This is a genomic window from Methylobacterium sp. CCH7-A2 (assembly GCF_001557075.1).
Taxonomy (GTDB): domain Bacteria; phylum Pseudomonadota; class Alphaproteobacteria; order Rhizobiales; family Beijerinckiaceae; genus Allobosea; species Allobosea massiliensis.
On record NZ_LSKN01000317.1, the window covers coordinates 1 to 318 of the forward strand.

Genomic DNA, 318 nt, shown 5'->3' on the forward strand with positions numbered 1-318 from the left:
TGATGGTGGCCGATTTAGAGGATTTCGATGCGCTCGGACGTGTCGAGGCCAGGCTGCGCCAGAAGTCTGCGATCACCATGCTGGTCAACAACGCCGGTCGCGCGATGACCTCGCCCTTCTCGCAGACACCGCCCGACGAGCTCGCCGCGCTGCTTCGGCTCAATGTTGTTGCCGCGACGCGGCTGGCGGCTGCCGCGGCGGCGGCCTTCGGCTCTCGCGGGCGCGGAGCCATCATCAACATCGCCTCGATCGTTGCCTTCGTGCCCGAGGCTCTCAACGCGACCTATCCGGCATCGAAAGCCTACCTCCTGTCGCTGA

General features: G+C 65.7%; 1 protein-coding gene. It reads left to right on the forward strand.

The genetic code is table 11. From position 1 onward, the window contains the following. The coding region (locus tag AX750_RS24775; RefSeq protein WP_156462480.1) for an SDR family NAD(P)-dependent oxidoreductase at positions 1 to 318 on the forward strand (318 nt) is incomplete at both ends.